The organism is Dyadobacter luticola (genome assembly GCF_005860805.1).
In the GTDB taxonomy this organism is placed as follows: Bacteria; Bacteroidota; Bacteroidia; order Cytophagales; family Spirosomataceae; genus Dyadobacter; species Dyadobacter luticola.
Window position 1 is genome coordinate 20,970 of the sequence record NZ_VCEJ01000010.1, and the last position, 23,275, is coordinate 44,244.

Below are 23,275 nucleotides of genomic sequence, written 5' to 3' on the forward strand. Positions count from 1 at the left end.
CAGACGACTCGTCCAAGACCTCTGATTAAGCCTCCTGCATCACCTTATCCGGCGTGATCGGCAGCTGCCTGATCCGTTTCCCCGTCGCATTAAAAACCGCATTCGCAACCGCGGCCGAAAAGCCGATCAATGCGATTTCACCCATGCCTTTTGCGCCCATCGGGTTGATGATCGGGTCGGGTTTGTCGATGAAGATGGTTTCGATTGCGGGGACGTCGGCGTGGACTGCTACGTGGTAATCGGCAAAATTGTTGTTGACAAACCTGCCGTAGCGATGATCAATGATGGCTTCTTCCGTCAGCGCCATTCCGATGCCGCCGGTCACGCCGCCGATCATTTGGCTGGCTGCTGTTTTTGGGCTGACAATGCGACCTGAGTCGGCTACGCTGACGGCTTTTGTCACCCGGACAGCACCTGTGAGCGCATTCACTTTCACCTTCACAAAATGCACGGAGAAAGAGTACATCGAGTATTTTTCAAGCTCCGCACTCCCTTTCGAGTCGGCAGTTTGGGCGATGGAAGGCAGGTTATTGGCTTTTAATAATTCCGTTATCGCTACCTTTTTTGAAGAGTCATTTGAAATAAAAACATTGCCATTTTCTATTGAAAGATCAGCGGCTTTACTGCCTGCCAGTGGCGCGCCTGCTTTTGTCGCCAGTTCAAAAAGGTCATTTTTGATTTTTGTACAAGTATCGAAAACGGCAGAGCCTACCGCGGATACAATCGCAGACCCACCCTGACTTGGCGCTTTGGGTAGCGACGTGTCGCCGTACTCGACCTTGATGCGCTCGAAAGGAATGTCCAGCACATTGTGCGCAATCATGGTCAGGGCCGTGCCTGTGCCCGGACCGATGTCGGTCACCGCGCTTTGCACCACCAGCGATCCGTCTGCATTGAGCACCACTCTGGCCGACGCTTCCCATCTGAATGCATTGAAAACGCCTGTGCTCATGCCATAGCCTGCGAGCCAGTTGTCTTCCTTGCTTTTGCCGGGCTCGTTTTTCCGGTCCTTCCAGCCGATCGCCTCTGCGCCGCGCTCGTAGGCTTCTTTTAAATGTTTGCTTGAATACGGCCGGTTATGTTCGGGATCGGTTTCCGAATAGTTTTTAAGCCTGAATTCAATCGGGTCCATGTTCAGCTTGTGCGCCATTTCGTCCATGGCCGATTCCAATGCAAATGCACCGGTCGCTTCTCCCGGGCCGCGCATCCAGATGGGCACACTGCGGTCGAGGCGCACGAGGCGGTAGCGTGTACTTACATTCGGACAGTCGTACATAAACTTCGTCATATTGACGGTCGCCTCCGTAAAGTCTTCGTATTTAGCTGTTTCTGCCGTGGCTGCGTGATGAATGGAGACGAGCTTACCGTTTTTGTCAGCGCCCATTTGAATGGACTGCGCCGTATAAGGCCGGTGGCCGACCATGGTGAACATCTGGCTGCGGTGCATCACCAGCTTCACCGGACGACCTACTTTTTTGGCGATGGCCACGGTTGCGGTTTCCTGCGGCCAGGTGCGTAATCCCATTCCGAAACCGCCTCCCATAAATTCGGTATGTACATGGATGTTTTTGGGGTCCAGTTTAAATGCCTGTGCCATAGCCTGCTGGGTTGAATTGACGCCCTGCGTTTTAGCGTAGACCATCAGCTGGTCCGCGCCCGTCCAATGCGCAATAATCCCGTGCAGTTCCATAGGATTATGCACTTCAATGGGGATTGTATATTCAGATTCGAGCTGTACCGGAGCTGATTCGAAGGCTTTTGCATCGCCCCGCGCGTAATCGCCTCCCCGGGGCGTGATCTCGTCTTTTTTATGTTTTTCAAGATCCGTCCGGGTCGTTTGCTTGCTGTAAGTGGCTTTTACCAATGACGCAGCGTAAGTCGCACGTTCGAAGGTATCCGCAACAACCATGGCGATAGGCTGGCCGTCGAACAGAATTTTGGGACTGCTGAGAATGCGGTATTTTTCTTCGGTATCAGGCTTGGGCGGTGGGCCGTCGGCCTGCTTGCTTGCCGGCCCATCCCAACCAGGGATAGGCGGCATGTTTTGGTGGGTAAATACGCCCAGCACGCCGGGAGCGCCCTGCGCTTTTTTGGTATCTACACTGGTGATGGTTCCGCGTGCAATCGTGCTGCCGACAATCACACAGTAGGTCATATTGGGAATAGCAAAGTCAGCAAAGTATTTGGCGCCGCCGGTTACTTTCATTCGCCCGTCGACCCGGTCAAGCGGTGGATTTTTTTCGTTTTTCATGATCAGACGGTTTGCGTAGCGATTTGAAGTGCTTCGATGATGGAATTGGGGGCCAGGGTTAGTTTGAAATCATTTTCCCCATAACCTTTCGCGCCCTGCATAGCGAGCGTGGCGGCTTGTTTGAAATTTTCCAGGGTTGCTTCCTTCCCTTTCAGATAACGCTCCGCCTCTTTTAACCGCCAGGGTTTATGTGCCACCCCGCCCATGGCCAGCCTGATATCCTGAATGGTTTTCCCCTTCATATCGGCAGCCACACCCACCGACACCAGCGCGAATGCATAGGAAGTCCTGTCACGCACTTTGAGATAATGTGCGTATTTGCCCAATTCATTCTTTGGTATATCTACAGAGAGGATTAACTCCCCCGGGAGCAGCGTGTTATCCTTCTGAGGAGCATCACCTGGCAGGCGATGGAATTCGGCAAAATGAATGCTGCGGTTTCCTTTCGGCCCGGTCACATTGACTGTCGCGTCTAATGCTGCCAGCGCAATGCACATATCGCTGGGGTGTACGGCTATGCATTTTTCGGAAGTTCCGAAAATCGCATGCATCCGGTTGACACCGCCGATCGCACCACAACCCGCCGGCCCGTTGGGCTGGCCCTTAGATGGTCCCGACTGTACCGGACCGCGTTTATTACAAGGCATCGAATGATCATAAAAATACGGACAGCGTGTGCGCTGCATCATATTCCCCCCCACCGTCGCCATATTTCGAAGCTGGGCAGAAGCGCCGGCGTTCAAGGCCATTGATAACAATGGTAAATGTTTTTTAATCAGCGGGTGATCGGCCACCGCCGAGTTTTTCGCCATCGCTCCAATGCGGATACCCGACGCAGTTTCTTCAATCGTCGCCAGGGGCAAACGGTTAATATCAACGAGCCGTTCAGGAATGACCACTTCCCTTTTGACAAGATCAATCAGATTTGTTCCACCGGCCAGAAAATAAGCACCGCTCTCTTTTGAAACGGCCAATACTGCCGCCTGGGGCGTGTTTGCACGCGTGAATTGAAATGGGTTCATATCCGGCCTCCTTTCGATTTAACTTCCATGATCGCTTCCACAATGTTCGCATAAGCTCCGCAGCGGCAGATATTCCCACTCATATATTCCCGCACTTCGTCGGGCGAATTGGCATGTCCTTCGTTAATGCAGGCCACAGCCGACATAATTTGTCCGGGTGTGCAATAGCCGCATTGAAATCCATCGTGTTTGATAAACGCTTCCTGCATGGGATGGAGCTTGTCGACACTACCCAATCCTTCAATTGTGGTGACTTTGCTGCCTTCCGTGGTAAGTGCCAATGTAAGACAGGAATTAACGCGCTGACCATCGACATGCACCGTGCAGGCCCCGCACTGACCGTGATCGCAGCCTTTTTTGGTACCGGTGAGACTTAACTGTTCACGAAGCAAGTCCAGCAGCGTCACGCGCGGCTCTACGGACAATTGCTGCGCAACACCATTGACCTCCACACGAAGCGGCTGCTGTTCAAATGCAACTGCCACTTTTTCATCCAGCCCCTTCTCCACGGCGTGAACCGCAGCGGGCGGCGTGAGCGCAAAGGCAGCGAGCACGGACGATTGTTTCAGGAATGCACGCCGCGATGCACCCGTGCTTTCCGGCTCTCCGGCATTATTTTCGTTCTCCATGGTGATCTTGATAATATAAATACAGCTCTGAATGTGATCAGTGAATGTTATTGCACTGGTACTAAAATCATGCTAATGCTTTGTCTTGTTAAGCCCTTACATTGATCTTCTTTACACGCTTCCAGCATCGGAAGTACTGCCATAAAACTGAGAGAGTTAAATACTTTTTTCAGAAATCTAATCGGTTCATTGCGCTTGTTGTTCGTTTAGTTTGATGGATGATAGAATTGGGTTTACGTAAGGTAAAAGTAGAGACGGGAAAACGCCAGCCAATAATGATAATCAAACCATTCGCTATGAATATCAAATAGAACCTACAAACGGCACGCGGCGAATGGTTTGCCTGATGAATTAACCTGCATATTTGTAAGGCATATATTTCAAATATCCAAATGGAATTACGTCAGCTGAAGTATTTCGTGGGTGTTGCCGAACAGTTACATTTTGGCAATGCCGCTCGTAAGCTTTTTATTTCGCAACCCGCACTAAGTCAGCAGGTAAAATCATTCGAAGCGGAGCTTGGCGTTGAATTATTTGTCAGGATTAAACGCACGACATCGCATAAGGTAGAGCTGACACCGGCCGGTGAAGCATTTTTGTCGGACGCCAAACGCATTCTTTCGCTGGCCGATAAAGCCGTCCGCGATGTCCGGCAAGCCGGGGCAAAGCAGCAAGCGGTAACATTGGGCGTTTTCAAGCTGATCCTGCCCGAAAGGATCATGGGAATCCTGGAACTGTTTTCTGCTCATTTTCCGGCCGTGGAAATCAAACTTGTAGAGTTGCCTAATCCAATCCAGGTGCAAACCAGTGTATCCAATGGTGAAATAGATCTGGGCCTTTGCGTGCTTCCATTGGTAAAAGAAGGTCTGACGGCGAACCAATATACGCAAGCCGATTACACGATTTTATTGAACCGCAACAACCACCTTGCCAATCGGAGCGCGATCACGCTTGCGGAGCTGAAAGATGAAAAATGGATAGATCACGGTCCGGAAGCGGGCCTCTTTTACAGTCAGTTGGAAGAAGTTTGCCGGCAGGCAGGTTTCCACCGGGAAAGCAACATTGCGCATTATGTCCCCTCTTTTGATCTCCTAAAAAGCATGGTGAGGTCCAACAAAGGGATCGCTTTTATCCCCGCTTCCCTGGACTTACAGCACGATCCGAACCTGATCTCAATGCCCATTGTCAACCCGGATGGGTCACCGTTCAAAGACATTGTGATCCAGCATGTGCTCATTTTTAGAACCGAACAGTCTACGCCTCTCGTACAGGCGCTGGGCAATTTGGTCAGGAAATGACCTCTTTTACACTGAAATAAAAGACAATCTAATTCACTTACCCAGATTGAAAGAATGAATGAAAAAGCCTTCTTTATATTCAGTTTGACTTTCTCCATGTGCGGCTATGGCTTCATATAATCCGAATCTTTGACCTTCTCCATCCATTCCACGACCTTTCCATCCAACTGTTCCTGGATCGCAATATGCGTCATCCCGGTAGTCGGCGTTGCTCCGTGCCAATGCTTTTCTCCCGCGTCGAACCAGACGACGTCACCAGGAAAAATCGGCTCCACTTTACCACCTTCTCTTTGCACCCAACCCGCTCCTGATGTCACAATAAGTGTTTGTCCGAGTGGATGGGTATGCCAGGCTGTACGTGCTCCCGGCTCAAAAGTGACGCTTGCGGCGTGGCCCAGCCTGAATTCGTTTGGCTGAAATAATGCATCGATGCGAACTTTTCCTGTAAACCAATCTTCTGGACCAGCACTGGACGGTTGAGAACCTATTCTTGTAATTTCCATGATTTTTTTATTCTAAATTAAAAGCGTTTTAACAGCTGATACACTGATAGTTATGCAGGCTCAACTTTCCTAAACCCGAAAGCAAATACCTTCGCCATATTGTTGCTCAAAAAGCAGACCTGAACCTCAGGTCTGCTTTGCAATCGTTCATCTAGCTTAGGATAAATTTTTCAATGCTTGCATTTCATTTAAATGCATTGTATTCCTTATCGGTAACGGGTTGAAGCCATTCTACAATCCCTTTCTCCGCGTTGGGGATGATATACATTTGATGCAATGCCATGTCGGGCGTTGCGCCGTGCCAGTGCTCTACATTCGGCGGACATTTTACAACATCGCCTTTTCGCATTTTCTCGATCGGTTTTCCTTTGATCTGGTGATAACCCTCCCCTGCCGTGATGATCAGGATCTGACCCGCCGGGTGCTTGTGCCAGTTGGACCGGGCACCGGGCTCAAAAAGCACGTTTCCAACAACCGTGTTGTAAGTCGGATCATTTTCTATCAACCCATAGTTGAAAGCTTTACCAGTAAAATTCGAAGCGGGCCCTTGCTTACCTTTTGGGAAAATAGCCTGTTTGGAGTCTGCGTCAACTTTCGACTGAGAAAACCCCTGAAAAGTGATGAGGGCAGCTGCCGCCAAAGTTAATATCAGCTTTTTTGCTGTGTTATTTCTGGTATTTTTCATCTGTTGATAGTTAAGTGAGTATTTTTTTAAGAGCCTGATCATTGTTTAATGGTCAGCATAATTATTCCATTTCAAAACGTACAGAAACAGATCCGCTACCGACAGCCGCAGCAAGGCCGGATGCATTGTCTATTTTCCCAAGCCTGGTATAGCTGTATGATGTTGGAAATGATTCGTAAAAAAGCACCAGCGTGGCAGATCCGTAAAGCATCAGGTCACCGGCTGCGATGTTGCGCGGATTAGAGGCATTGGTGGGCAACGCGCTGCTGAAATTATAAAGCTTTTCATTGCCGTTCAACTCAGTCATATTCACCGTCATCGGCAACCTGGCCTTAAATGCCCTAACTGTTGGGCTCGAAACCAAGGTGGCATTGAATGTTCTGGTGCCGATGATGATTTTTAATCGGTTGCCCGAAGTGTCCGCATCCGTGCTATCTGTGCCAGGATTTTCCGCTCCGGGATTTTCCAGCTCATTGTTATCGGGATTTGGATCCATGCTACCGTCTGAATTACATGCCATGATCGCCAGAATAAAAACCAGCAAAGGATACAGGATTACTCTTGATTGTTTCATGTGATCTGTGATAAATATTTTTAATCTGATACAACTAAGTGATCGATCGGGGCTCCTTTTTTGGAGTCTTCCTCCGACAGATCACCTACGCTGAACATTTCGCGGCTCCTGTTACAAATGCTACTTTATCTTTCATCGTATTTCTGAATTGTAAAAATCGGTTCGGCACAATGGTGTGCCTTTCATTTATTCAAAATTAGCGGGATACGGACCACCAAGTCCAATGGATATCAAACGATATGTTATGATTATCAAACATGCACCATACCCCCGCTTGCGGAAGCGGCCTTCCATACTCTTCCTTTCATAGCACGCCATATCGCCCACGCTGCGCAAAGCCAGACCAGACTTCCCAGTCCAAATGTGCCTTCAATCCCTACATGGTCAAACACCAGCCCTCCCAGGCCCGCACCCAGTGTAATGGCAAGCTGCGTGGTAGCAACCAACACACTGCCAGCGCTTTCAGCTTCATCAGGGACTGCCAGGGTAATCCAGGTCGGCCAGCCTACCTGCACACTTCCGAATGCAAAGCCCCAAACGGCAATAAACAGCGAGGCGAGGATCACATTACCTCCCAGGAAAATAAGCAGCGCCGTGACAACGGACATCAAAAAAGACATGGCCACCATCGTCCATGAAAGGCTTTTGTCAATGAAGAACCGGGCGATAATGGCTCCAAAAAAGTTGGCAACACCGTAGAAAAGAAGAATGGTCGTCAGAATCGCCACCGGCACATGCGTGATATTTTCCAAAAAAGGGCGCAGATAGGTGAAGAAAATCGCATAACCTGCGAATGAAAATGTCACACCCAGCATTCCTCTTTTGACATAATCCCTCTTGAATACCGAAACCAATGTGCGCAACTGCGAAGGGCTGCTCGGCGGCATGGGCGGGAGCACGAGGGCCTGCCAGACAAGCGCAATAACACCAATGCCGGAAACCAGTAGAAATACATTACGCCAGCCGATTGTCCCATCCAAAAAACTGCCCAGCGGAGCGGCCAGGACGGTTGCAATCGAAACAGCCGCAAAAACGATGGATAGTGCTTTTGATATCAGATGCTGCGGGACCAGCCGCATCGTTGTGGCTGTCGACATGGCCCAAAAACCGCCAACCGCAATACCAAGCAGCACCCTGCCCACCATAAGCACAGCAAAAGACGATGCCTGCGATACCAGAATATTCGAAACGATTTGCAACACCGAAAATGACAACAGCACCCATCGCCTGTCAATCTTTTTGGTCAGCATGGAAGTAAACAAACTTGAAAACATCGCAATTAATGCGGTAACTGAGATCGCCTGCCCGGCCATCCCTTCTGTCACATGAAGGTCCCTGGCGATCGGGGTAAGAATGCTGACGGGCAAGAATTCCGAGGTAATCAGTCCGGCGACGGCAAGTGATATGGAATATACCGCGATCCATCGCGGCTCTTGTGGGGTAGTCATTGATCTTTCTTCTTTCATAATGATAATGCGGATGATCAGAATGTTGCAAAATTACTTCGCCGACCACCGTTTGTGATAATGATTACCAAACCATCGGTTATGGATATCAAACAATTCTGACCCACGCGGGACTAAGATAATGTCAGCTTTAATTGAGATGGAATGGCTGGTAACCTGGTATGTTCGCGGTCGTTTTTTTGAGAACTTCGTGGAGAATCAGGTTCATATAATTGCAGAATAGCTCGTGGCTGAAAACATAGGACGCATCCTGTTCCAGCATGATCTGCTCAAACACATCGGCGATAAAATTCTTCTGTTTACCGTCCAGGCGGAAGAATACAGGCCCCGAAACGGCAGCAGATGCCATCAGTTTGCGATAAGTGCCTGAACACAATTCGGACCGGAGCAGGTGTTTGGAAAACAGGCAGGAGAAACTTTGACCGCTGCCTGTAACCTCATTTAAGGAGTAAGGCGCCAGCGGCTCGAACAGCAGAATGGGATCGCTGGTGCGGATCGTTTTTCCATCAGCGCGAATATCTGCATTGCCGGCAATAAGATAAATTTTAGCAAAATTACCGCGCTTATAGGCGGTTTGAATATCCAACCCTACTGCTGACTTATAGACTTTGAAATGTATCTGTTTCGTACTGCCAGCATTCTCCGCCGCTGAGGCATTGCCATTTTTCATAACCCGATTGTAACTCGTTGGACTTCTTTTTGCAAAGTTAGCCCCGTGTTACAATCAGGTCATGATGATAATCAAACCAATCATTATGGAAATCACGCAGGTTGCATGCGCACCGAGGACGGAACGGTGCCGGTGAGCCTTTTGAAATAGTTGTTGAAGTACGCAGGATACTCAAATCCAAGAGCATAGCCGATCTCAGCAATGGTCCAGTCGGTGTGGATTAAGAGCGCTTTGGCTTCCATAATGATCCTTTCCGCAATGTGGGCGCTGGTGGGCTTGCCGGTGATCTCTTTCACCGACCGGTTCAAATGGTTAACATGCACCGACAGCCGGTTTGCAAATTCCTGCGCCGTTTTAAACTGCATGGGCTGATCGATGCTTTCAATAGGAAATTGTCTTTCCAAAAGATCAAAAAACAAGGATGCTGTGCGCTCTGCCGCATTTTTATGCTTAAAGAAATTCTCCGCAGGCTGCATTTTCAATGCTTCGTGAATCAGCAGGTTGATGTAGTTACGCATCAGATCGTGCTTAAACATATAACCTGTCGCGTCTTCGGCGATCATTTTCTTAAATATCGAAGCGATGAAATCCCGCTGCTCTTCGGATAATGTAAAAATGGGCGTCCCTCCTATTTTGAATAACGGGCTCTCCTGCAAGCTTTCCGAACGCTCATTGACCTTTAAAAAACTTTCCGAAAACAAACAGGTATATCCGGTATACTGCTCCGAAATGATTTCCCAGGAATAGGGAATATGTGGGTTGCCAAAAAACAAGGTCTTTGCATCAATTTCAATTCCGCGGTCGGCGTACTGCACAAGACTGTGACCGGTAACCAGGCAGATTTTATAGAAGTCTTTCCGGTTATAAGTCCTGACGACATTCTCACCAGGCTTGATTTCAAAAACCTTAAATCCCTGGTTCCTGAGCTCCGCGCCAAATTCGGAAACGGGTGCAATGTTACGATCTTTCATAGTTATAGGTTATGATTATCAAACAGAAATGCTTGACGACTTAGGTTTTAACGGCAAAACCACTCTGTTTGATATTCATAATCCAAACGTTACCATTATTTTTCTTTTCAAAACAATCCAAACTGAACCGAGCTACATTTTCAGCGAATTTTTCCCCGGCTTCAACGCGACTGATTTACCTTTCCAAACGAAGCTCCCCGAAGTTTTTTCAGGAAGATTGATCTCTGCCTGCATGGCGCCTTGCTGCACTTGATAGTTCACCGAAATGGTTCCGTTCGGATGCGGCATCTGGCCGCTGATTTGTGTAATTGAGCCCAGATGAGGTGTGATTTTTACTTTTGCAAAACCGGCTGCATCGCTGTCAATCCCCAAAACAGTCCTGAAAAATTCAATGTTAGGACTCGATCCCCACGCGTGGCAATCCGAGCGGGATGTGCTCACATCCGAGGTTTCTGCCCAGGTGGTAAGGCCAAGCTCCATATTCTCCCGCCATTTGCCAAGCCAGCTTATATAGTCATTGCCCAGTCCGGCTTTGGTAAGTGCCTGGTGCAGGTAAAATTTAAAGTAAATCGACGCAGGCGCCAGACTGGTGTCGGCCAGCATTTTGGTCGCCAGCGGTTTTGCCTGATCCGACGCGACGACGCCCGACAGGATCGCCAGCGAATTGGCATGCTGAGAGTAATTGTCTTTCTCCGGCGTGTTGGCGAAAAGTCCTTTGCCGGCATCCCAGTACTTGGCTTGAATGGTCTTTTTCAGTTGCGCGGCACGGCTTCTGTAACGGGCGGCCAGTTCTTTCAAACCCAGGTTTTCTTCCAGGTCAGCTGCGAGCTGATAGGTCCACAGCAGCTGCATATCCAGCACGGCCGATTCGCCATTTTTGCCGGTAGGCGCCATTCCGAAATCCCACCCTTTTCCCTGCGACCAGTCGGTAAAAACCCAGTATGGGACATTTTTCAGCGAGCCGTCGGATTGCTGGTAGCGTTCGAAAAAAGACAAAACCTGCCTTGCGCCGGGAAGTTTATCTTTGATAAAAAGACTGTCTGGCCGGTACATGTAATAATCGTGCAGCATCGCCACCCACCACAACGAAAATGTCGGGATTTGCTGATGCAGATCGGTCGGGTAGCGGCTCAATGTAATGCCCTCGGCAATGCGGGAATGATCCATTAACGTCAGCGCATTGCGGACCATCCGGTCGTCGCCGGCATTGTACATGGACACCTGCGCCTGGATCCGGGCATCGCCGATGTATTGCAGCTGCTCATAATAGGGACAATCCATATAGGTTTCAAATGCGCAAAGCCTAGCAGTGCGCCAGCCGATTTCCATCATCTTACCCATTTCAGGGTTCTGACTTGCAAGCTTTGCTTTTTGCTCGAAAGGATAACCTGTGAATGTGCCGTAAATGTCATCGACCACCAGGGGATCGGCCCTGGTTTCGACCACCAGCTGAATGTAGCGATACGTCCGCCAGCTCAACGGCGTGTATTGCTGACCAGCGCCCCCGCTCGAACGAAGGCTGTCTGTCCTGCCCACGAATATCTTTTCATCAATTTCATTGCGGTTGCCTTTGGGAAGCATCGGCAGCCGGGGGCTTTTTAGTACCTCTTTTTTGCCTATATAAAGCCCTTCCGAATAGCCCATTGAAATGCCCGCTTCCTTGCCGCCGCTAAATTCGAGGGTGGGATAAGCATTGGTCAGAAATCCCTGATCGAGCAGGATCGTCGCCTTCGTATTTGCGGGTATCGTTATGCTGGTCTTAGTTGCAGGAAAACCCGCTGGAACCTGCGTTCCTTCGGCTTTTCGGGTTGTGGCAAGGCGCTGGACCGTCATTTCCATCTGCGGGATCTGCGATTGCACCAGCATCCAGCCGGAAGAATTCACCGCCGCGTCCTTGGTCACGCCCGGCCCGATCTGCCGGGCTTTTACCCATTTGCTGTCATCATAATCTGCCTTTTCCCAGCCGCTCACGTGACTGTTCATATCTACCAGCTCAGCCGGACCTGCCACATAATAGCCGGGCACCTTCACAGCAAGTGGTTGGTAACTTTCATCTTTGATGGTTTTCCAGCTCTCATTGGTGTTCAGGATTTCTTCTGCGGCCGTATTTCCCTGCAGGATGAACCCGGTTAAGTAAGAGATCTGTGATTCGGGTTTGGAGCGGCCTTCATTCCAGACAACTGCCGAAACAATGTTGCTCCCCGCATTTAAAAATGGTGCAATGTCAACGGTTTCAAAATTCCAGAAATACAGATCGCCCCGGGCCGGACCTTGTGAAACGTGCTTTCCGTTCACAAAAAGCTTGTAGCGGTTATCCCCTGAAACATGTACAATAAAGTTCGCAGGTTTTGAAGTCAACTCGATTGTTTTCCTGAATTTATAGATCCCGTACTCTTTCAGGCTCAGATCCGAGGCTGCCGTAAACCGGTTGATGGGCCTGCCGGGTCCGGTGATCCACTGCGCCTTCCATGGTTTTTGTAAAAGATCATTGCTTAATGTTGTTACGGACTGGGCGTACAAACGCGCCGTAAGCAGGCAGCAAGCCAGCAGGGACATGTATATTTTCAATCTCATTTGAATGCGGTTTTTGAAACAAAAAGCCAACAACTACTAAACTTTACCGAGTGATCTCCACATGGCCAGTTCCTGAGCGAAGCGGTTGTTGATGACTTCGCATTTCGTGTCAATGCGCATTGTGGGCCTGTCTTTCAGGTTGTAGGCTGGCCATTCGGGAACGTCTTTGGCGGCTGGTTTGCCGGTTTTGGCAAATGTGGTCCAGAGTTCTGCGAAATGGTGCGAAGCCACAAAACGGTCGGGGTTATTTCCGCCGAAGAAACTTTCCTTTGGCGCAGAGCCGTCGCGCGGCGGAATTTCATTATTGAATTTGAATGAAATGTCCATCGCGTGGGGCGTACCCATGGCGTAATCCGTGCCCGGGATCTTTTTCTCGGACTTATAACCAAAATTGTAGAGGTATACCGGAGCTCCACCTTGTTTTACTTTCCGCTCCGCAATGGTCACGGAGCCGAGGCCCATCATGGAAATGGACGAGATCGCGACAAAAACATCCGGTGCCGAGGCATTGGGATTGGCTTTCCGGTAAGCTTCGATCAGCTTGTCGGTATTCTCGCCATATCTGGGTTCGAGTTTCTTTTTAAGTCCTTCAAAATCCATTTTGAAAGATTCGGTATCCTTCCGCTCCCAGGCAAAGAATGTATATTCATCCTCATTCCAGCCCACGAGCAATGGTTTGTCTTTGGAGATCTCCGGTGCCACGGGATCAAACGGATGCTGGGGCAGCACAACGCCGTCTACCACCGGACCGAAACCGCCTGCATTGCGCTGCTTAGCCTCCCTACTGTTGTTTTTTTCGATAAATGGCGGAACAAAGGGCAGCTTGGCCTGCATCGCCAGCAAGTCGGCAGCCGGAATGTCGAGCAACTTTTTCCAATCTTTGGGAGCAATGTTAAGCTCTTTCAAAAGCATTGCCGTGGTCTCCGCCGCCGTTTCTTTGGTCGTCATCCGCACGCCAGGCCCGCTCTCGATGGAGGCTTTATTGAAGTATGGCGCAGCTGCCGGCATGGTGTACAAACAGGATGTTTTGGCCCCCCCACCCGATTCACCAAAAATCATGACATTATTGGGATCACCGCCAAACTGGGCAATGTTCTGATTTACCCATTTTAACCCGTCTGCAATGTCGAGCATACCCATGTTACCCGAACCTGCATAATCTGCCCCCGCGATTTCGTCCAGATAAAGGAATCCCAGCAAGCCTAATCGGTGATTGGTCTGTACGACAACCACATCGAAATTCCGGGCAAGATTGGACCCATCCTGAGCCTGTGACGCGCCAGACCCTCCTACAAAACCGCCGCCGTGGCTGTAAAACATCACCGGCCGTTTTTTGTTGTCATTGGCTGGTGTCCAGACATTTAAGAACAAACAATCCTCCGAAGGCGCAGGCTCATTTCGCCGTGGTGCCTGAATGGCCGGCGCACCAAATTGCGTCGCGTCCCGCACACCCGTCCAGGGCTGCAAAGGGGCCGGTCGCCGAAACCTGCGGTCACCCGAGATTTTACCACCATAAGGAACGCCTTTAAACACATTGACCCCATCACTGCGGACGCCCCTTATTTTTCCGGTATTGATTTCAGTTTCAATAAATTCGTCAGCCTTGCGCGCTGTTGTAAAACCAAATCCTGCTGTCGCGGCCACTGCGCCTGCGAGGGAAAGTTGGGATAGGAAAAGTCTTCTGTCAATGGTGTTCATCGTATGTTAAGAGCTGGTTGGGTTGGGAATCTGTAAAAGCGCAAACAGCAAGAATACAAGTTAATGCAGAAAAAGTCTAATCGTGATTACTTACGTGATGATAGGAATTACTTATCAAAGTCATTACTCTGTTAGTCATCTATCGAGGGGCCATCCTTTTTTAGGCTTGCTGCGCTAATTCATAGCTGTTAGCAATTTGAATGGCAGCGTATCTGATTAATTCTTCATTTCGGCTGAACAACCTTCCATTTACCTTCCGAAATCATTAATATACCTTCACTGGTCACCATGACAGCACTTTGGTCATCAATTAAATAAGAGGGTACCGACAGTGTGCCGGCCAGCTTTTCCAATTTTGCCAATGCATTTTCCGGAAACCATTCATGATCCAGATGAGGATGTATGGCGATAGCAAGCAGTCGAAGCGACTTATCTGTTTCGGCGGGCAGGGAATTGCTACCAAAAGTGGTCCCGTAGCTTGTCATGATCATACTTCCTGCGCTCAAACCGACATATACGATTCTTTCCAGTAATGTCGGCAGCAGATCTGCCAACCCTGATTGTTGCATCCAGTAAGTCAGATACTGACAATCGCCTCCACCGACGAGTAATGCGTCAGTTTTCAAAACGGTATCTACCCAAAATTCCCGCTTCAAACTAGGCAGGGCTGTAAGTTCCAGCAGGCCGATCGATTTCCAACCTAACTCACAAAACGGATCGCCGAGGGTACCGCAAATGACCTTGCGAATGATGTCGTTGCCACCAGCGACCCCGTAAATCGCACTAGGTACAAATAGTGCACTGGATTCGGCAACGGGTTTTCCTAAAAGATCAACCAGCGCGTTGTAGATGCTTTTATTGCTGATCCCTGCCGAAGTGAGAAGAAGTTTCATGAGACTGAATTGAAATGTCTGCCTTTACAAGTTTTTTCAAAATTAGCTGCACTTATCAACTTTCGGGGAGGGCAATTGAGTCAAATGTGGTCTTTGCTGACCTTTATGGTAACCTATGGGATCTGGTTGAGCTTAAAGAAGGGACGTAAAATCGTACAGAGAACGTTCGGTTATGAACACTCACCACTCTTTCTTAATTGATAATCAACTGCATTTCAATAACTTAAAATCACAATTTCTTCTGGCAAGTTATTTTATCAGCAAATATGGAAATTATATAGCTGATGAACAGAAATTATCTTGGCGAGTTTGAAGAACTCATTCTTTTGGCTGTCGCTGTGCTGGATGGACAGGCTTACAGGATACTGACATGGAAACACCGCCCCGCCTAGCCAGGCAACTCTTGCGATATTTTGTAGCACCGCACCTTCTGGAAGTAATCGAAGGTGATCTTGAAGAAGAATTTTCCTATCGCCTTAAAATGATCGGGCCCCGTAAAGCCAGTATATGGTTCTGGCTCGAAGTACTCGGATTTTTTAAGCATAGGTATATGAAAAGGCAGCCCAATCCATATTCTCCTACTCCATTATTTAGCCAACCTATGCTGAACAACTACTTCAAAGTTGCCATTCGACAGCTGCTTAAAAACAAATCGCTTACAAGCATCAACATCCTCGGCCTCTCGTTCGGCATGGCATTCGCGCTGCTGATCGGCATGTGGGTACGGTTTGAAATCGGCTTTGATGCATTCAACCAGCATGCAGACCGGATTGCACTGGTAATGAAAAACACGCTGATGGATCAGGAGAAAAACACTTCCGCCAGCGTCATGATGCCGGTCTACGATGAGCTTAGGGCCAAAATTCCAGAAATTGAGCACATTTCCCGGCTTGATTGGGGCAGTGTTCATAGCCTGGTCAGCGGCGATCGGAAATTTAAAAAACAAGGCTATTATGTGGATCCCGACTTCCTAAAAATCTTTTCTTACAAGGTCATCAAAGGGAATCCGGAAACTGCCTTAAACGATCCCAATGCCATTGTGCTCACCCAATCACTTTCAAAAGCTATTTTTGGGAACATCGATCCGCTAGGCAAAGTGATCCGCATCGACAACAAGTTTGATATCCAGGTGACAGCAGTCGTTCAGGACGTGCCAGCCAATTCTTCCTTAAAGTTCGAGTTTTTGGCCCCTTTTGAATTCAAGGTAGCCAATATACCCGATGTGCACCAGTCAAAAACGCGCTGGAACAACAGTTTCATTGGCGTGGTGCTGCAAGTAAAAGAAGGCACAAATCTTGACAGACTTTCGAGAAAGATCGGCCCGATGACGATGAACAAAGATCCGTTTGTCAAAACGCAAATGTTATCGCTGTATCCAATGGAGCGGTGGCATTTGTACGACGAATTTCAGGAGTGGGTCAATACTGGTGGTCACATTACTTATGTAAGGTTGTTCGGGATCATCGGTGTAGTTGTTCTGCTCATTGCCTGCATCAATTTTATGAACCTAAGTACGGCCAGATTTGAAAAGCGCGCCAAAGAAGTCGGAATCCGTAAAGCCGTCGGATCCCAGAGAAGCCAGCTTGTTGCGCAATTTCTTATCGAGTCACTGCTAACGACTTTTCTGGCTTTCACGCTCTCCTTTTTTATTATTTGGCTTATCATGCCGCATTTGGGCGCATTGGGTTTCAAAAACATCAGCCTTGATTTGCGTGACCTGTCACTTTGGGGAGCCATGCTCGGCGTTTGCCTGATGACAGGGCTGCTGGCAGGTAGCTATCCGGCGGCCTACCTCTCGTCCCTTATTCCGGTAAAAGTTTTGAAGGGAGCATTGCAGCAAGGAACAGGTGCGGTCAGTCTTCGTAAAGTGCTGGTCGTTTCACAATTCTTCATTTCCATAGCGCTCATCATCGGCTCAGTGGTTGTTTATCAACAGGTTCAATTTGCCAAAAGCCGCTCAATTGGCTATAATCCTGACAACCTCATCACATTAGATGCGAGCAGCGATCTGGTCAAAAATTACAATGCACTCAAATACGATTTGCTCAAAACCGGGCACATTGAAGCCGTAGCCAAAGCTTCAAGCTCTATGACCTGGGTCAACAATGATTTTACACATTTTAGCTGGGAGGGAAAAGATCCCAGCAGCAATGTGAGCTTGAATGTGGTGATGACAGACTGGGACTACGAAAAAGCAACCAAGCTCGAATTCATCGCTGGCCGGCCGTTCGACAGGCGCTACGGTACAGACAGCACAGCAGTTATTCTGAACGAAGCCGCATTAAAGCTGATCAATTACAAAAATCCGGTCGGCAAAACCATGAAGCTGGGAGACCAGGTGCTGACCATTATTGGCGTGACCAAAAACGTGTTAATGCAAAATCCGTTCGGTATGGTGAAGCCAGGCGTGATACTGTTCAATGGTAACAATGTAAATGCATTGTTGATCCGGCTGAAAGACCCGCAAAATCTGTCGAAAGCGTTGGCTGAAATACAGCCAATTATTGACAAATACAATCCGTCGGTGCCGTTTGAATATCACTTTGCGGACCAGGAGTTTGAGCAAAAATTCTCTTCGGCGAACCAAATGTCCCGACTTGCCGGAATATTCGCTTCTCTGAGCATTTTTATATCCTGCCTGGGGCTATTCGGTTTGGCAATATTTATGGCCGAGCGACGTACCAAAGAAATCACGATCCGCAAAGTACTGGGCGCCACAGTTGCGAATTTATGGCTGCTCCTGTCCGGCGAATTCATTTGGCTGGTGGGAATATCCTGTCTCCTTGCCGCACCCGCCACACTTTGGGCGATGAACAAATGGCTCGAAACTTACGATTACCGCATTGTAATCCAATGGTGGCTACTCCCCGCAACGTTCGTCATCGCATTGGCCATTGCTTTTGCTACGGTTAGCTTCCAGGCCATCAATGCTGCGCGTGTAAATCCTTCACAGTCGCTGAGATCGGATTGATGTTACATAGGGAGGTATCTCAGCAGCCGTGGACGGGTGATTATCGGCTTTCACACACTGGTGAATGCTGAAACCGGTAAGGAATACAAGGGCAGTAATTTCTTTATGCTAAACTTGGATGCATGGGTTAAGAAGCACCACTCACCCAAATACGCCACCATGATCCAGTGGAATAAGCTGGGTGAGCGGATCAAATCAGGCGAGAAGGCATCTCCCATCATTAAATATAATGTTGTCGAAAAGGAAGACGACGAAGGTAAAATCAAGAAATCAGCCTGGCTGAAACAGTATTTTGTTTTCAACGAGAGCCAGCTTGTTAGTTTTATGCCAAAGGAACGACCAGAACCTCGCCCTGAAAAATCGAAGCAATGTTCTTGGCCACGAAGTCACTCACGCCACCGGCCGCCCTAGCCGGTTAAACCGTAATATGCTGGGTAAGTTTGGAACGAAGGAATACGCTGAAGAAGAAATGATCGCCGAGTTCGGGTCGGTCCTGTTGTTACACAAATTTGGCATTGCACTGGTGCCGCCGGAGAATAGCGTTCAAGTATTACTTGCCAGAGTCGTAAGTGCGAGATTCTTACTATCTACTTTGTCCTGCTTGCTATCCGTATAGCAATTATTAGCTATACCACACTATTTTTTGACGCGGTAAATTTGTGTAGCAGCCAACCCTTATTTACTCAAAATGAAAACTTTATACTTCAACTACCTGGTATGGATTAGCAAAAGACTGATTTTGCTTCTGACTTTCACCAGCATGATCTCTCCTTCCTATGCCCAGCAACAAGCGCACGGCGGTACACCGAATACCAACGCACGGGTAAATGCAACCCAGGGAACGATCGTTATTTCTAAGAAAGCAGTATCGGAAATTTCTCCGGGTGCCGATTTCTCTTTCACGAATAACCTCCCGGTGAGCCAAAACATCATCCTGAACGACGATCCATCATTTATTTCCATGCAGGATGTGGGTATGGGAGAGGATAACACGATCTGGGCAATTGCTGCTCCGGAATCAGGGCTCAATGGGAACATTTATTACAGGAGACCGGCTACTACGGAATGGGTGCAGGCCCCAGGCATGGGCGTGAGATTAGACGTCACCAGAATCGGCAATTCGGTGCTAGTCAATGAAGCCGGACATTTATTCCAGTGGACGGGTAGTGATTTCAGAACATTAAATGACAGGATAGATGCGGTGGATGTCGGAGTTTCAGCAGGTACGCCCATTGGCTTATTTGTGTTGTTAAGAAATTTCGGATGCCACATCCTCGCTCGGTATACAGGTACGTCAGAGCTGACCACTTTCCCAAATATCTGCGGCACTCGCCTTGACGTATCTCCGGATGGGTCGATTTATGTGCTGAGCGAACAAGCGGGGCAAATATACCGTGTAGAAATTGCCGGAACCACCGCGACGGTCACTCAAACATTTGCTGCCCAGGGATTCAGGGATGTTACGGTCGCAGCCGACGGGAGAGTATGGGCAGTCGATAGAGACTATTGCTACTATCTTGAAAACGGCGCCTTCGTGAAAGACCTAAATAGCAGCGGGGCGGGTGAGGGCACTCATCTTGCAGGGTTATCCGCAGGATCCGACGGTGATACACCCATCCTGACGCTGAATGCAAGTGACGATGCGCCAACCAGTGCTCGCGGACAAATCGTTCAGCGCCGGGAAGACGGCAGCTGGATGAATAGCCACAAAGTGGGGCAATCGGGCAGGGGAAATAGCATCATTGTAAATGTCGAGCCGGGGACTTACAACATTACCGAGAACCCAGGTAACTGGAAACTTACCGGCATCAATGCAGTGGGTGGTTCCGTCGTTAAAAATCTTCAAACCAACAGCGCGTCCGTCAGTGTACTCGCAGGGCAGACCGTGCATATCGAGTTTGTTAATACGGGATACGACTACGGTGATGCGCCCGATTCTTACGGCACATTATCAGCAAGTAGTGGGGCGGTTCATCAGGTAAACCCCGCTCTGACATTGGGAAGTACAATTGACATTGACGCAAATGGGGTACCAGGTACCGCAGCCGCAGGAGATAATACGACCGGCCAGAACGATGAGGATGGTGTTTCCTCGTTCCCAACAATTTCCCCGACCGGGAGCAAAACATTTACAAATTATACGGTGAAGGTTTCGGCCCGCAACACAACAGGATCGACTGCTAACTTATGTGGCTGGATCGACTGGAACAACAACGGTACTTTCGAGTCAGGGGAAGGTGTATGCACAACATTGCCCACGTCCGGCACAGAAGCTACTTTGGTGTGGCCGTCTTCGACACTTAGTGGCCCAACTGGCACTTCCGGCACTTACGCCAGGTTTCGACTTACCACGAATTTCCTGACAACCGGCGGTGTAACCGGCCTGGCGACTGATGGAGAAGTGGAAGATTACTTTATACCGTTTTCAGGCCCACTTCCGGTCACATTGATGACCTTCGAAGGCTCTTTAAAGGAGAGCCACGTAGCACTCGAATGGGCCACAGCAGAGGAAGCAAATGCCGATCGATTTGAAATTCAGCATAGTACAAACGGGAAAAACTGGAATTTGATCGGAACTGTACTAGCAAAGGGTGAAAGCAGCGTTCGGGAAAACTACGAATTCCAACACGCGGCTATCGTGAACGGCCAGAACTTTTATCGCCTCAAAATGATCGATCGCGACGAAACCTTCGCGTTTAGTAAAATTGTCAGGATTGTCTTTGACAAAACCTCTGCATTCATGGTATATCCAAACCCTGCGACGCATCTGATCCGGATCAGCAACAATGAACTCGTTAAACAAGTAACATTGCATTCCGCATCCGGGGTTAAAGTATTTGAACTAAAAGACCATTTTCATGAAGGGATCGATGTTTCGGAGCTGAGTCAGGGTATTTATATGATAACGATAAGCCATCTGAATGGAACTGTAAGTACGCAAAAGGTGCTCATTGCCAGAGAATAAATCTGTCAATAATAAAGGAGTTCGACCCCGCAATTCACCGGGACGGTTTATACCACAATGGATCACCAGATGAGTTTGATCTTCCATTGAAAACGGCCTGTGCGGTGACAGCTCGATAATCAGCACACCTTCAATGCCAATAAAGGTTTCATCGGAATCCGGATGATAATGCCAGTGATAGTGGCCGGTCATGACGCTCATTCTGATCACATGGTCATTGACACGTGCCAGCTCCACATTGGCATATTCGCCCTGCATCGTGTTTGCGAGACCGATGAGATCCGCCGGGTAATGTAATGAGTGGTTTATCAGGCATTTCGTCAAATCTAGCGGTGGCCAGCGTTAAAGTAAGGTATGATGGCGCCGGGATAATCAGCGAAGGCAAGCTCAGGCTCCGGGATTTCCGGATGCCACATTTTCTCCCATTCAAAGCTGTAATACCCCTTATATCCGCCTCCTTCGAGTGCATTGATCGCCTCGGTGAGCGGTGCCTCGCCTTTTCCGATGAAAGTGTAAGCCAACTTGCCATCGACCAGTCTGCCGTCTTTGATGTGCGCGTGCCGGATGTATTTTTTCAAGGCCGCATACACTTCTGCAGGCGGTTCTTTGGTGACCGACCACATATTGAATATATCCCAGATCAACCCCACATTCGGGTGCTCGGCCTGTTTCATGATGCGCAGCAGCATGTCTTTCCAGATGACCTCCCCATGAGATTCCAGAAGGACGGTCACATTCTTTCCTTTGGCATAATTGGCAAGCTCCAGCAGCCCCTCGGCAATCATATTGATCGTTTGCTCGCGATCCTGATCTTTGGGAAGATCATTGGGGAACACCCGCACATAAGGACAGCCGAGCTGCTGCGCGAGGTCTATAAAAGCCCGCCCTTCGTCCAGGTTTTTCTTGCGTTTTTCGGCATCGAGGTGGTGCAGCGCCGTAGAGGCGCCCAGGTTGCATATCTCGATTTTATGGTCGGCAAAAAGCTTCCGAGTTGAAGCAATCTGCTCGGGCGTGCTGAATTCAGCGCATTTGGGAAGATAAAGCTCCCCCTGTAACCCGCGAATCTCCACGGCATCGTAACCCTCTTTGGCCGCGGTCGTCACGATTTCGGTAAGTGTCCATTTAGGACAGCCCAATGTCGAAAAAGATAGTTTTTGTTTGTCTTTTTTGATAGGCAGGTCAAGAGTGGCTACGGCGGCCAGCGCCATGCTGCTTTTCAGGAATGTTCTGCGGGTATTCATTGGGGTAGATGGGTTAGGAGCTGTAGATAATCATTCCAGAAAGGCTAAATCGGGTAAAATATACCGGTTAGCATTTAGCGCAGAACCTGGCGGTCCGGAGCCGAAAAATACTCACTTTTGTGTAACGTTCTTGAAAACAAACATTGTCAGATAACGATACCTCCCGACTTTCCCGGCTCGTTGCCATTGTGACGCAGCTACAATCGAAGCGAACGATAACTTCCACTTACCTGGCCGAGCAGTTCAATGTCAGCGTACGCACGATTTACCGTGATATCCGTACGCTGGAAAGTGCAGGGGTGCCTGTCGTGACCGAGGAGGGGAAAGGGTATACCCTTGTGGAAGGTTACCGGCTTCCTCCTGTCATGTTTTCCGAAGAAGAGGCAAATGCATTGATCACTGCGGAAAAGCTGGTGCAACTCAATAAAGACTCCTCATTATCACAAAACTATGTCAGTGCTGTCACAAAAATAAAATCGGTACTGCGGAGTAAAACCAAGGATAAAGCGGCGCTCCTTTCTGAGCGGGTTGCTTTTGAGGAAACATCACCATTGAGCTCCGGCAGCAACCTGTTGTCGTCATTACAAATTGCGCTTACCCACTTTAATGTCGTTCGGCTTGCTTATCGCTCATCGGCAAAAGATGATACGACATTACGGTTTGTGGAGCCATTTGCGGTTATTAACCGGTTAGGAGAAAATTGGTATTTAATAGCCTGGTGCCGTTTACGTCAGGATTTTAGGCTATTTCGATTTGATCGGATTATCGGATTTGAAATCATAAATGAGACCTTCAAGCCACACAATATAAGTCTGGAAGAATTTCTTGAAAATTATAGGAGAAAATTCTGATCACCCCTGACAT

The 23,275-nt window shown here is 48.8% G+C and carries 19 protein-coding genes and 1 pseudogene; 7 read left to right on the forward strand and 13 right to left on the reverse strand.

The features are described from left to right. Positions 1-25 precede the first annotated feature (25 nt). The 3 genes from FEN17_RS26810 to FEN17_RS26820 are packed head-to-tail and all read right to left on the reverse strand — an operon-like array spanning position 26 to position 3,902. Positions 26-2,251 (reverse strand): xanthine dehydrogenase family protein molybdopterin-binding subunit, encoded by a 2,226-nt coding sequence (locus tag FEN17_RS26810; protein ID WP_171038013.1) that lies wholly within the window; start codon positions 2,249-2,251, stop codon positions 26-28. Between the two features lie 2 nt (positions 2,252-2,253). Continuing rightward, the gene (locus FEN17_RS26815) at positions 2,254-3,273 is read right to left on the reverse strand and encodes an FAD binding domain-containing protein (RefSeq protein ID WP_138368512.1); all 1,020 of its coding nucleotides are present in this window, start codon (positions 3,271-3,273) and stop codon (positions 2,254-2,256) included. Beyond that, positions 3,270-3,902: a (2Fe-2S)-binding protein gene (locus FEN17_RS26820; RefSeq protein ID WP_138368513.1), complete on the reverse strand. Its 633-nt coding sequence runs from the start codon at positions 3,900-3,902 to the stop codon at positions 3,270-3,272. The genes FEN17_RS26815 and FEN17_RS26820 overlap by 4 nt, the downstream gene beginning before the upstream one ends. Before the next feature lie 392 nt (positions 3,903-4,294). Here FEN17_RS26820 and FEN17_RS26825 point away from each other — a divergent pair, with 392 nt between their 5' ends. Beyond that, complete coding sequence (locus FEN17_RS26825) at positions 4,295-5,200, forward strand: LysR family transcriptional regulator (protein WP_138368514.1); 906 nt, start codon at positions 4,295-4,297, stop codon at positions 5,198-5,200. Positions 5,201-5,304: 104 nt separating this feature from the next. Here the strand turns inward: FEN17_RS26825 and FEN17_RS26830 are convergent, their stop codons facing one another. The 9 genes from FEN17_RS26830 to FEN17_RS26870 form a co-directional block, all read right to left on the reverse strand. After that, positions 5,305-5,703, reverse strand: coding sequence for a (R)-mandelonitrile lyase (locus FEN17_RS26830; protein WP_138368515.1), 399 nt, complete (start codon positions 5,701-5,703; stop codon positions 5,305-5,307). A 184-nt stretch (positions 5,704-5,887) separates the two neighbouring features. Beyond that, positions 5,888-6,388 carry a cupin domain-containing protein gene (locus FEN17_RS26835; RefSeq protein WP_138368516.1) on the reverse strand — a complete coding sequence of 167 codons (501 nt, stop codon included), beginning with the start codon at positions 6,386-6,388 and terminating at the stop codon, positions 5,888-5,890. Between the two features lie 61 nt (positions 6,389-6,449). Beyond that, a complete protein-coding gene (locus tag FEN17_RS26840) occupies positions 6,450-6,962 on the reverse strand; it encodes a cyclophilin-like fold protein (RefSeq protein WP_138368517.1) in 513 nt (170 codons plus the stop codon). A 251-nt stretch (positions 6,963-7,213) separates the two neighbouring features. After that, positions 7,214-8,428: an MFS transporter gene (locus FEN17_RS26845; RefSeq protein ID WP_138368518.1), complete on the reverse strand. Its 1,215-nt coding sequence runs from the start codon at positions 8,426-8,428 to the stop codon at positions 7,214-7,216. Positions 8,429-8,558: 130 nt separating this feature from the next. Further along, complete coding sequence (locus FEN17_RS26850) at positions 8,559-9,098, reverse strand: hypothetical protein (protein ID WP_138368519.1); 540 nt, start codon at positions 9,096-9,098, stop codon at positions 8,559-8,561. A 92-nt stretch (positions 9,099-9,190) separates the two neighbouring features. Further along, positions 9,191-10,069: a helix-turn-helix domain-containing protein gene (locus FEN17_RS26855; RefSeq protein ID WP_138368520.1), complete on the reverse strand. Its 879-nt coding sequence runs from the start codon at positions 10,067-10,069 to the stop codon at positions 9,191-9,193. A 132-nt stretch (positions 10,070-10,201) separates the two neighbouring features. Then, a complete protein-coding gene (locus FEN17_RS26860) occupies positions 10,202-12,643 on the reverse strand; it encodes an alpha-L-rhamnosidase-related protein (RefSeq protein WP_171038014.1) in 2,442 nt (813 codons plus the stop codon). A 36-nt stretch (positions 12,644-12,679) separates the two neighbouring features. Next, positions 12,680-14,341 (reverse strand): carboxylesterase/lipase family protein, encoded by a 1,662-nt coding sequence (locus FEN17_RS26865; RefSeq protein ID WP_138368521.1) that lies wholly within the window; start codon positions 14,339-14,341, stop codon positions 12,680-12,682. Positions 14,342-14,565: 224 nt separating this feature from the next. Then, the gene (locus tag FEN17_RS26870; protein ID WP_138368522.1) at positions 14,566-15,234 is read right to left on the reverse strand and encodes a Type 1 glutamine amidotransferase-like domain-containing protein; all 669 of its coding nucleotides are present in this window, start codon (positions 15,232-15,234) and stop codon (positions 14,566-14,568) included. 370 nt (positions 15,235-15,604) lie between these two features. Between FEN17_RS26870 and FEN17_RS28020 the strand changes: the two are divergent. The 5 genes and pseudogenes from FEN17_RS28020 to FEN17_RS26890 form a co-directional block, all read left to right on the forward strand. Next, a pseudogene (locus FEN17_RS28020) lies at positions 15,605-15,736 on the forward strand (permease prefix domain 2-containing transporter); the annotation flags it as partial. Positions 15,737-15,835: 99 nt separating this feature from the next. Further along, entirely contained in the window at positions 15,836-18,205 is a 2,370-nt protein-coding gene (locus FEN17_RS26880) for an ABC transporter permease (protein WP_171038015.1), read from the forward strand. A gap of 60 nt (positions 18,206-18,265) precedes the next feature. Then, positions 18,266-18,616 carry an ArdC-like ssDNA-binding domain-containing protein gene (locus FEN17_RS27585; protein ID WP_205748199.1) on the forward strand — a complete coding sequence of 117 codons (351 nt, stop codon included), beginning with the start codon at positions 18,266-18,268 and terminating at the stop codon, positions 18,614-18,616. Beyond that, positions 18,519-18,821, forward strand: coding sequence for a zincin-like metallopeptidase domain-containing protein (locus FEN17_RS28025; RefSeq protein WP_205748200.1), 303 nt, complete (start codon positions 18,519-18,521; stop codon positions 18,819-18,821). Before FEN17_RS27585 ends, FEN17_RS28025 begins: the two co-directional genes overlap by 98 nt. Positions 18,822-18,893: 72 nt before the next feature. Further along, the gene (locus FEN17_RS26890; RefSeq protein WP_138368525.1) at positions 18,894-21,170 is read left to right on the forward strand and encodes a GEVED domain-containing protein; all 2,277 of its coding nucleotides are present in this window, start codon (positions 18,894-18,896) and stop codon (positions 21,168-21,170) included. Between the two features lie 326 nt (positions 21,171-21,496). Here FEN17_RS26890 and FEN17_RS26900 read toward each other — a convergent pair whose 3' ends face one another. Beyond that, positions 21,497-22,411 carry a TIM barrel protein gene (locus FEN17_RS26900; RefSeq protein WP_138368526.1) on the reverse strand — a complete coding sequence of 305 codons (915 nt, stop codon included), beginning with the start codon at positions 22,409-22,411 and terminating at the stop codon, positions 21,497-21,499. Between the two features lie 143 nt (positions 22,412-22,554). Between FEN17_RS26900 and FEN17_RS26905 the strand changes: the two genes are divergently transcribed. Further along, on the forward strand, positions 22,555-23,262 hold the full coding sequence (locus tag FEN17_RS26905; protein WP_138368527.1) for a helix-turn-helix transcriptional regulator: 708 nt from the start codon (positions 22,555-22,557) through the stop codon (positions 23,260-23,262). Positions 23,263-23,275: the final 13 nt, after the last annotated feature.